At 66.0% G+C, this 9,369-nt stretch carries 10 protein-coding genes; 4 read left to right on the top strand and 6 right to left on the bottom strand.

Annotation, left to right across the window (positions count from 1 at the left end; all coding sequences use genetic code 11):
- A partial coding sequence (locus ACRDUX_RS13455) for an SDR family NAD(P)-dependent oxidoreductase (RefSeq protein ID WP_526414527.1) occupies window positions 1-266 on the top strand: 266 nt, incomplete at its 5' end.
- Window positions 267-404: 138 nt separating this feature from the next.
- On the opposite strand, the gene ilvA is transcribed toward ACRDUX_RS13455, so the two are convergent.
- Together ilvA and ACRDUX_RS13445 are read right to left on the bottom strand one after the other, a co-directional pair.
- Window positions 405-1,700 (bottom strand): threonine ammonia-lyase IlvA, encoded by a 1,296-nt coding sequence (gene ilvA / locus ACRDUX_RS13450; RefSeq protein WP_526414526.1) that lies wholly within the window; start codon window positions 1,698-1,700, stop codon window positions 405-407.
- A gap of 42 nt (window positions 1,701-1,742) precedes the next feature.
- Window positions 1,743-2,180, bottom strand: coding sequence for a nitroreductase family deazaflavin-dependent oxidoreductase (locus ACRDUX_RS13445; RefSeq protein WP_526414525.1), 438 nt, complete (start codon window positions 2,178-2,180; stop codon window positions 1,743-1,745).
- 88 nt (window positions 2,181-2,268) lie between these two features.
- Here ACRDUX_RS13445 and ACRDUX_RS13440 point away from each other — a divergent pair, with 88 nt between their 5' ends.
- The gene (locus ACRDUX_RS13440; RefSeq protein WP_526414524.1) at window positions 2,269-2,466 is read left to right on the top strand and encodes a hypothetical protein; all 198 of its coding nucleotides are present in this window, start codon (window positions 2,269-2,271) and stop codon (window positions 2,464-2,466) included.
- On the opposite strand, the gene ACRDUX_RS13435 is transcribed toward ACRDUX_RS13440, so the two are convergent.
- Window positions 2,463-2,858, bottom strand: a complete 396-nt coding sequence (locus ACRDUX_RS13435; protein ID WP_526414523.1) for an SRPBCC family protein — start codon at window positions 2,856-2,858, stop codon at window positions 2,463-2,465. The genes ACRDUX_RS13440 and ACRDUX_RS13435 overlap by 4 nt on opposite strands.
- 29 nt (window positions 2,859-2,887) lie before the next feature.
- Between ACRDUX_RS13435 and ACRDUX_RS13430 the strand changes: the two genes are divergently transcribed.
- On the top strand, window positions 2,888-3,628 hold the full coding sequence (locus ACRDUX_RS13430; RefSeq protein ID WP_526414522.1) for a hypothetical protein: 741 nt from the start codon (window positions 2,888-2,890) through the stop codon (window positions 3,626-3,628).
- A 48-nt stretch (window positions 3,629-3,676) separates the two neighbouring features.
- Window positions 3,677-4,510 carry a class I SAM-dependent methyltransferase gene (locus tag ACRDUX_RS13425; RefSeq protein ID WP_526414521.1) on the top strand — a complete coding sequence of 278 codons (834 nt, stop codon included), beginning with the start codon at window positions 3,677-3,679 and terminating at the stop codon, window positions 4,508-4,510.
- A gap of 16 nt (window positions 4,511-4,526) precedes the next feature.
- Here ACRDUX_RS13425 and dnaE read toward each other — a convergent pair whose 3' ends face one another.
- The 3 genes from dnaE to ACRDUX_RS13410 all read right to left on the bottom strand — a co-directional run.
- Window positions 4,527-8,057, bottom strand: coding sequence for a DNA polymerase III subunit alpha (gene dnaE, locus ACRDUX_RS13420; protein ID WP_526414520.1), 3,531 nt, complete (start codon window positions 8,055-8,057; stop codon window positions 4,527-4,529).
- 48 nt (window positions 8,058-8,105) lie between these two features.
- Window positions 8,106-8,762, bottom strand: coding sequence for a TetR/AcrR family transcriptional regulator (locus ACRDUX_RS13415; protein ID WP_526414519.1), 657 nt, complete (start codon window positions 8,760-8,762; stop codon window positions 8,106-8,108).
- Between the two features lie 171 nt (window positions 8,763-8,933).
- On the bottom strand, window positions 8,934-9,369 hold a 436-nt coding region (locus tag ACRDUX_RS13410), incomplete at its 5' end, for an EamA family transporter (protein ID WP_526414518.1).

The following is a 9,369-nucleotide window of genomic DNA, read 5'->3' as shown; positions in this document are numbered from 1 at the left end:
ATCTGGCTCCCGAACTCGCCGAGCGAAACATCGCCATCAACGCGATCGCCCCGGGCGCCACCGCCACCCGGATGGCCAGCTATGCCCCCAACTACGTCCACCCCGCCCTCGCCGACGTGCCGTTTCCCGCGCTCATCCGTTCCATGAGCGCCCTCGGCCGGTTGGGTCAACCCGACGAAATCGCCGCCGTGGTCGCGTTTCTGCTCTCCCCAGACGCGTCCTTCGTCACCGGCGCCACCATCGAAGCCGACGGCGGCTGGAACTAAACAGCCGCCGCTCTTTCGCCCAGGTCTTGAGGCCGCGCATCATCTGATGCAGTGAGAGACCGAGGTCGGTCAGCTCGTAAGAGACCAACCGAACCCGCTTTGGCACGCCGACATCCGCGCCACTAAATCAGCATCGTCCTAGGTCAGGTAACGGTAGGCGGGCGAACCCGGCTCCAACGCCTCGACGTGCATCTCGGAGGTGCGCATCCGGGCCATCAGGCCGTCGAAGTCGGCCGCAGAGCCCAGTTCGACGCCGACCAACGCCTCACCCGTTTCGCGGTTGTTGCGCTTGACGTACTCGAATAGCGTGACGTCGTCGTTCGGGCCGAGCACCTCGTCGAGGAATCGGCGCAGCGCCCCAGGCTCCTGTGGAAAGTCGACCAGGAAGTAGTGCTTGAGGCCCAGGTGCACCAGGGACCGCTCGAGTACCTCGTTGTATCGGGAGACGTCGTTGTTACCGCCCGAGATCAGGCACACCACGGTCGATCCAGGTTCGACGGTGCCCTCGGAGCAGGCCTCCGTCAGCCCGGCAACCGACAGCGCACCCGCCGGCTCGGCGATGATGCCCTCGTTCTGATACAGATCGAGCATCGCCGTGCAGACCGCTCCCTCGTCGACAGCGGTGATCGAGACCATGTCACCGGCCGCCGCCAACACGGCGAACGGCAGGGCCCCGGCCCGCGCGACGGCGGCCCCGTCGACGAACTGATCGACGTGCTCGAGCGTGACGGGTTCGCCCGTGGCCAGCGCCGCGACCATGGCGGCCGCTCCTGCCGGCTCCACTCCAAGCACCGACGTTCTGGTGGTCCGCTCCGCAAGGTAGGTGGTGATGCCGCTGATGCACCCGCCGCCGCCGACGGGAACGATGACGAGGTCGGGTTCGGTCTCCAGCTGCGCAAGGATCTCGACCGCGATCGTGCCCTGCCCCGCCATGGTGCGCAGATCGTCGTAGGGCGGCACCAGGGTCGCACCGGTACGCGCCACGTCATCGAGCGCGGCGGCAGCGGCGAGGTCGTACGTCGCCCCGCCGACGATCAACTCGATGAACTCGCCGCCGTGATAGCGGATCCGGTCGCGCTTCTGTTTGGGAGTCTTGGCAGGCACGTAGACGCGCCCGTGGATCCCCATCGAGCGGCAGGCCAGCGCGAAGCCCTGGGCGTGGTTGCCTGCGGAGGAACACACGACACCCGCCGCGATCTCCTCCGGCGTCAACTGCATCAGGAGGTTGTATGCGCCTCGCAACTTGTAGCTGCGGACCGCCTGCAGATCCTCGCGCTTGAGGTAAACCTGCAGCCCGGTCTGCGCCGACAACCGGTCGCTGAACTGCAGCGGGCTGAGAGTGACCACCTTCGAAATTCGCTGAGCGGCCTCATCGATGTCCGAGGCGCCGAGTGGCGCGGGACGGCGAGAGGTCTGACTCAGTTCGGCGGACACCGATCAATGGTGCCACTTGCCCGCTCCCCTGCGAAAACGGGTTTAGCTCACGGGTGTCAGCACGAACACCGGGATCTGACGATCGGTCTTCTTCTGGTACTCCGCGTAGTCGGGCCACGCAGCGACGGCGCGCTCCCACCAGACCGCCTTCTCCTCGCCGAGCACCTCGCGCGCGTCGTAGTCCTTGGTAACGGCGCCGTCCTGCAGCTCGACACGCGGGTTGGCCTTGATGTTGAAGTACCAGACCGGGTGCTTCGGCGCGCCGCCGAGGGACGCCACCACCGCGTATTGCCCGTCGTGCTCGACCCGCATCAGCGGGGTCTTGCGGATCTTTCCGGACTTCGCCCCGATGGTGGTCAGCAGAATCACCGGCCTGCCCTTGAGTTCCGTTCCCTCCGTGCCGCCCGACGCCATGAACGTCTCGGCATTCTCCCTGGCCCAATCCGACGTGCTTGGTTCGTACTCTCCAGTCAAAGGCATCCGACCAGCATATGACCGATGGAAGAGACCCTCCCCGGAATCGGTGTTTCGGCTGGCCGAAATCTAAGTTGCGAGCTATCGTCAATGCATGACCACGTCGACGAAGGTGCCCATCGCGGGTGTCCCGTGGCCGGTCTACAAGCTCGTCGCCCTGGCCGTCGGCGTGCTCGTCCTGATCGTCGTCGGAGTCGCGACGACGAGCGCCGCCACCGCCGTACTCGCCGCAGCGGTGGCCACGGCCGTCATCTGGCTCGGCCTGAGCGTGTTCAGTTCCTCCGACGCCTAGCCTGCGTTCTCGACCAACCGGCGCAACGTCTCCAGATCAGCGGTCACCGCCGCGGCGTCGGCTTCGAATTCGTCGTCTGTCACGCCAGCGCGCCGCCGAAGCGTGAACACCACCTCACACCCCGGCTCACCCGGGCCTGCCGGAATCACCCGCATCGGGTTGTACACCTGCTCACCGGTCGGCAGCCGGACCACGTGGTCCAGGACGCCGAACTCATTACCAGGCACGAATTCGACGTCGGCGTCCGCAAGCGCCGGATCGGCGAGGCCTGCCGCCCAGCGCGGTAACGCGTCCCGATCGGATGCGAAGGCGTACGCCGCCTCCGGTGCGGCATCGATCCACACGCTGACGTGTCTGGATGGTGAAGCCGAGTCGGTCGTGTCGTCATTCATCGGTCCATCGTGACGGACACACTGGGAACATGGCGGAAACTCCCGAACACTCGCAAGAGATCGAGGCCTTCGTGCAGCGGGCCGAGCACCTCGCCTCCGACGCAGAACACCACGTCCCGTCGTGGCTGCGGCCCGGCGATCCGGAGAACCGCTGGCCGGTCGTCATCGCGATCCTTGCCGCAGTCGTCATCCAGCACTCGATTCCCGTGCAGTACACGGTGGTGCCGCGCTGGCCATTGGTCGGCATGGAGCTGCTCCTGCTCCTGGTGCTGCTTGCAATCAATCCGGTGCGGCTGTCGCGGCCCACGACGGTCGGAAAGTGGGCCAGCCTCGCCTTGACCGCCGCCATCACCATCGACAACACGGCGTCGGCCATCGTCCTGGCCAAGCGGATCCTCAGCGGCGAGGTGAGCAACAACGCGGCCGTATTGCTGGGCAGTGGCGCCGCGATCTTCGTCACCAACGTCATCGCGTTCGGCATCTGGTATTGGGAACTGGACCGCGGCGGTCCGTTCGCGCGGCGGGCCGGTCAGCAGCCGTATCCCGACTTCCTGTTCCCGCAGATGTCGGACCCGGACAAGGCCAGACCCGATTGGCGGCCGACGTTCGTCGACTATCTGTACGTCAGCTTCACCAACGTGGTGGCGTTCTCCCCCACTGACACGATGCCCCTGGCACGCTGGGCCAAGGGCATGATGACGGTCCAGTCACTGGTGTCGATGACGACGATCGCGCTCGTCATTGCGCGTGCGGTGAACGTTTTGGGCTAATCGTTCAGTCTCTACCGTGAGTTTCGAACGGGGAGTACGTTGGCGCACATGACAATTCAAGCCTCCACGCTGTCACCGATCGAACAGACGGCCTTCCTCACGCAATACGCCAGGGCGCTGGACAGTCGGTGGGCACGGCCCATCCTCGGTGACACGCTCGCCGACGACGTCGTCGGCTCCATCGACTACGACTTCGCAGGCCTCGGCGTCAGCTCCAGCGTGGTGTGCCAGACGGCGCTGCGGGCCAAGATGCTCGACGACCGGGTGCGCAGCTTCGTCGCCGCCCATCAGGACGCCGTCGTCGTGGATCTCGGCGCGGGCCTGGACTGCGGCGTCTACCGGGTCGACCCGCCCGCGTCGGTCGACTGGTACAGCGTCGACCTATCCGGCGTCGTCGCGCTGCGCGATCGGGTTCTGCCAGGCCGTCCGGGTTCGCATTCGGTTGGGGTATCGCTCGCCGAGAAGCGCTGGGCGGAAACGATTCCCGCCGACCGGCCCACCATCCTGATCGCCGACGGACTGCTGGCGTTTCTCCCCGAAGAGGTGATCGTCGATCTGTTCCGCGGGATCACCGACCACTTCGGTTCCGGGGAGTTGGCCTTCAACGATTACGGCGGCATCGGCTGGTTCAGCCACGTCGCCATCAAACTCATGCCCCAGAAGATGTTTCACGACGTCGGAAGTCAGTGGGGCTACGCCGGTTTCAAGGACGCGCACCATCCCGAGACGTGGAATCCGCGGCTGCAGCTGGTTGAAGAGGCCAGCCTCACCACGGCTCCCGAGGTGGACCTGTTCCCCGGCTGGGTGCGGATCGCCACCAGGCTCAGCGGGAAGACCAAGACCGGGGCGCGCAAGGCACGGATCCTTCGCTACCGGTTCTGATGACGGCGCCCGAACGTCAATTCCCGAGGCAGCCCGGACCCAGCAGCGCCTTGAGGTCGCCCATCAGGGCTGACGACGGCGTCACCCGCAGGGCCTGATCCAGCTCGAGCGTGGTGATGCGGTCGCCGCTGATGAGCCGCAGTCGAACCTGTGAGGTTCCCGGGTGGTTGGCGAGCACCTGCTTGAGGGCGCCCACCTTCTCCACCGTGCACTGCCTGGTCGGCAGGCTGACCGCCACGGGACGGTCGGCCTGAGCGTTCGAGAAGTCCGGAACGACGAGATCGTTGGCGATGAGCGACAGCCGGTCGTCCCGTGCATTCACCTTTCCGCTGACGATCACGACGGTGTCGTCGGCGATCTCCGCGCCGAACGTCGAGTACGTGTGCGGAAAGAACATCACCTCGATCCCGCCGGTGAGGTCCTCCAATTGCGCGGAGGCCCAAGGCATTCCGTTCTTGTTGACGCGCCTGTTGACCGACGCCAGGATGCCGCCCACCCGCACCTGCGCCTCGTTGGGCACGTCCCCGTTCAGGATCGCCGGAATGTGGGTGTCCACCTGCGCGGCAAGGAGATGCGCGACGCCGTTGAGGGGATGGCCGGACACGTAGAGTCCCAGCATCTCTCGCTCGAGCGCCAGCTTGTGCTTGTCCTCCCATTCCTCGTCGGGCACCTTGATGGCGAACACCGCGTCCGCGGCGGTGTCGGCCCCCCCGAAGAGGTCGAACTGGCCCATCGCCTCGGCCTTCTTGGTGCCAAGCACCGAGTCGACGGCGTCGGTATGGATCAGGAACAGGCCCTTGCGGGGGTGCCCGAGCGAGTCGAAGGCGCCCGCCTTGACGAGTGATTCCGTCACCTTCTTGTTGCAGGCGGTGACGTCGATCTTGTTCAGGTAGTCGGAGAAGTCGGTGTACTTGCCCTTCTCCGTGCGCGTATTGATGAGGGAGGCAACGACGTTCGCGCCGACGTTGCGCACCGCCCCTAGCCCGAACCGGATGTCCGTGCCCACCGAGGCGAAGTTGACCACCGATTCGTTGACGTCCGGCGGTAGCACGGTGATGCCGAGCCTGCGGCAGTCGGCCAGATAGACCGCAGCCTTGTCCTTGTCGTCGCCGACCGAGGTCAGCAGGCCTGCCATGTACTCGGCGGGGAAGTTGGCCTTCAGATACGCGGTCCAGTAGGACACCAGGCCGTAACCGGCCGCGTGCGACTTGTTGAACGCGTAGTCCGCGAACGGAAGGACGGTGTCCCACAGCGCCTTGACGGCCGGCGCCGAGAAGCCGTTGGCCTTCATGCCGTCCGAGAAGCCCTCGTACTCCTTGTCGAGCACCTCGCGCTTCTTCTTGCCCATGGCCTTGCGCAGGATGTCCGCTCGGGCCAGCGAGTAACTGGCCACCTTTTGCGCGATGCGCATGATCTGTTCCTGGTAGACGATCAGGCCGTGGGTCTCGGCGAGGATCTCTTCGAGGGGTTCGGCCAGCTCGGGGTGGATCGGCTTGACGGCTTGCCTGGCGTTCTTGCGGTCGGCGTAGTCGTTGTGGGCGTTGACGCCCATCGGTCCCGGCCGGTACAGGGCGATGACGGCGACGACGTCCTCGAAGTCCGTCGGCTGCATGCGGCGAAGCAGATCCCGCATCGGGCCACCGTCGAGCTGGAACACCCCGAGCGTGTCACCACGGCCCAGCAGTTCGAAGGTCGCCTGGTCATCCAGCGGCACCGCGTCCAGGTCGAGGTCGATACCCCGGTTGGCCTTGATGTTCTCGATGGTGTCGCCGATGATCGTCAGGTTCCGCAGGCCGAGGAAGTCCATCTTGAGCAGGCCGATGGCCTCGCACGACGGATAGTCCCAGCCGGTGATGATCGCGCCGTCCTGCGGGCGCCGCCAGAGCGGAATCGCCTCGATCAGCGGTTCGGAGCTCATGATCACCGCACAGGCGTGGACGCCCGCGTTGCGGACCAGACCCTCCAGGCCGCGCGCAGTTTCGTAGATGGTGCGGACGTCGGGGTCGGTGTCGAGCAGATTTCTGACCTCGACAGCCTCCTTGTACCGCTCGTGGCTGGGATCGGTGATCCCCGACAGCGGAATGTCCTTGGCCATGATCGGCGGTGGCAGGGCCTTGGTGATCCGATCGGCGATGGCGAAACCGGGCTGCCCGTAGTGCACCCGGGCCGAATCCTTCAGTGCCGCCTTGGTCTTGATGGTGCCGAACGTGATGACCTGCGCAACCCGGTCGCTGCCCCACCTGTTCGCCGCGTACCGCAGCATCTCGCCGCGCCTGCGGTCGTCGAAGTCGATGTCGATATCGGGCATCGACGCGCGCTCCGGGTTCAGGAAGCGCTCGAACAGCAGCCCGTACTTGATGGGGTCGATGTTCGTGATGCCCATTGCATAGGCGACCAGCGACCCCGCCGCCGAGCCACGCCCTGGCCCCACCCGGATGTCGACCGAGCGGGCGTAGTTGATCAGGTCGGCGACGATCAGGAAGTACGACGGGTAGCCCTTGTCGCAGATGACCGTGATCTCGTACTCGGCACGGTCGACGTAGTCCTGGGGCACTGCCGCCGGGAAGCGGCGTGCCAGCCCGGCCGCCACCTCGCGGCGCAACCACGACGCTTGATCGTGGCCGTCGGGCACCGGGAAGATCGGCATCCGGTCCTTGGGTGCCCAGACCTCGGCGTAGGGCTGCACCCGCTCGGCGATCAACAGCGTCGAGTCACAGGCCCCCGGTACCTCGTCATCCCACATCGCCCGCATGTCGGCGGCGGACTTCAGGTAGTAACCGTCGCCGTCGAACTTGAAGCGGTTCGGGTCGGACAGCGTCTTGGCGGTCTGCACGCACAGCAGCGCCTCGTGATTGTGGGCGGCCTCCCGCGTCACGTAGTGGCAGTCGTTGGTGGCCAGCGGCGGGATGCCCAGCTTGCGGCCGACCTCGAGCAGGCCGTCGCGGACCCGTCGCTCGATCTCGATGCCGTGGTCCATCAGTTCGAGGAAGTAGTTCTCAGGACCGAAGATCTCGCGCCACTTGGCCGCGGACTCCAGCGCTTCGCGGTCGTGGCCGAGCCGCAGCCGGGTCTGCACCTCACCCGACGGGCAGCCCGTGGTGGCAATGATGCCCGCCGCGTTCTCGGCGATGATCTCGGCGTCCATCCTGGACCACTTGCCGAGCTGGCCCTCGAACGACGCCAGCGACGACAGCTTGAACAGGTTGCGCAGGCCGGTCGCATTCTCGGCGACCATCGTCATGTGCGTGTACGCGCCGCTACCGGAGACGTCGTCGGACTTCTGACCGGGGTCGCCCCATTGGATGCGCTTGGTGTCGAAGCGCGACGCGGGCGCAATGTAGGCCTCGACGCCGATGATCGGCTTGATGCCTGCATCCGTTGCGGCGTTGTAGAACTCGCTGGCACCGAACATGTTGCCGTGGTCGGTCATGCCCATCGCGGGCATCTCCAGCCGCTTCGCCTCGGCGAACATGGGCTTGACCTTCGCGGCACCGTCGAGCATCGAGTATTCAGTGTGATTGTGCAGGTGCACGAACGACTTGCTCATAGGGCCGCCAGTCTATTGCCGCCCCCCGACGGTGCTCGGCGTGTCGCCCTACGTGTCGCCGGGAGTCGACGAAGTTTCCGCACATTCGAGAAGACCGTGCGACACCAACCTGCCGAGTTGCTTGGTGATCAGAGACATGTCCGCGGCGTCGTCGACGAATCCCGCGTAGAAACCGATCCCCCACAGCATTGCGCGCAACATCTCCACGACCGGTTCGATCGCGCTGTCCTCGGGGAGTTCGCCGCGGCTCCTCGCGTCGCCGACCAGCGTCGTCAGGAAGTCGCTCAACTCGATGCTGGCATTCGCGCGCAACTCCGGGTTCCTGGTGGACTCCAGCCGGGCGCTCACCAGGAAGGCGATCTGCGAGCGGTCGATGAAATCGGCCTGGTGGATGGCTGCGACCAGGGTGGAGAACTGGTCCACCAGGGTGTTCTGTTGCCGTGCCGTGGTGATGCAGTCGGCGAGGACGAGGCCCGACTCGGCAACGAGCGCCTGATAGATCTCCTCGCGCGACGCGAAGTAGTAGTGCAGCGTCGGGCGACTCAGTCCCGCGGCCAGCGCGATGGCTTGGAACGTGGCGGCCTGGTAGCCGCGCTCGTTGATGACCTGTCGTGACGCCCTGAGGATGCGATTGCGCGTCTCTGCCGAGTCCGAGCCGACGGGGCGGCCGCGTCGTCGGGGTGGCCGAGCGTCGCGTAGCGCCATGCTGGCAAACGTTATTGCATGCCTACGACCCGGTCAAATATTCAGCCATGGCAAACGCTTGCTCATACACGACGCAGAACCTCGGCGTCGGCAGCAAAGGCTGCTGTCACCGGTGTCATGCCCTCCTCGGTCGCGCCGAGCGAATACCCGTCGCATGATGCATGGAGCTTGTCACCGTGACGGCGAGCCGGGGGCGGCCGATTCGACATCCCTCGGAACCTCTTCCGCCGACTTCCTCCGGAACGAGCCGACGGTCATGACGCCGAGGGCGACCCAGATCAGCGCGAAGCCGACCCAGCGGCCCACCGGCATCGGTTCGTGCCCGACGAGCACGCCCCACGCCATCTGCAGAGCGGGATTCAGGTAGAACAGCAGACCCATCGTGATCAGTGGCAACCGCTGCGCGCCGGCGGCGAAGAGCAGCAGTGGTACGGCGGTCACGGGTCCGGCCAACGTCAGCAGGATCGCGTGGCCCGTCCCGTAGCCGGCGAAGTGCCCCTGCCCGAGCACCTGGAGGGTGATCAGATAGCCGCCGGCCAGGGGCAGGGCCAGAAGGGTCTCGACGGCGACGCTGACGCGGGGATCGGCGTCAACCACCTTCTTGACC

Origin of the sequence: Mycobacterium sp. (assembly GCF_050701675.1) — a bacterium.
Classification (GTDB): domain Bacteria; phylum Actinomycetota; class Actinomycetes; order Mycobacteriales; family Mycobacteriaceae; genus Mycobacterium.
Note: the sequence above shows the minus strand (reverse complement) of the source record. Positions and strands in the feature narration are given on the sequence as shown.

Coding starts and splice junctions, on each gene's coding strand:
- ACRDUX_RS13445 (WP_526414525.1), bottom strand. CDS start 2,180: ATGCCTTTGACTGGAGAGTACGAACCAAGCACGTCGGATTGGGCCAGG.
- ACRDUX_RS13440 (WP_526414524.1), top strand. CDS start 2,269: ATGACCACGTCGACGAAGGTGCCCATCGCGGGTGTCCCGTGGCCGGTC.
- ACRDUX_RS13435 (WP_526414523.1), bottom strand. CDS start 2,858: ATGAATGACGACACGACCGACTCGGCTTCACCATCCAGACACGTCAGC.
- ACRDUX_RS13430 (WP_526414522.1), top strand. CDS start 2,888: ATGGCGGAAACTCCCGAACACTCGCAAGAGATCGAGGCCTTCGTGCAG.
- ACRDUX_RS13425 (WP_526414521.1), top strand. CDS start 3,677: ATGACAATTCAAGCCTCCACGCTGTCACCGATCGAACAGACGGCCTTC.
- dnaE (WP_526414520.1), bottom strand. CDS start 8,057: ATGAGCAAGTCGTTCGTGCACCTGCACAATCACACTGAATACTCGATG.
- ACRDUX_RS13415 (WP_526414519.1), bottom strand. CDS start 8,762: ATGGCGCTACGCGACGCTCGGCCACCCCGACGACGCGGCCGCCCCGTC.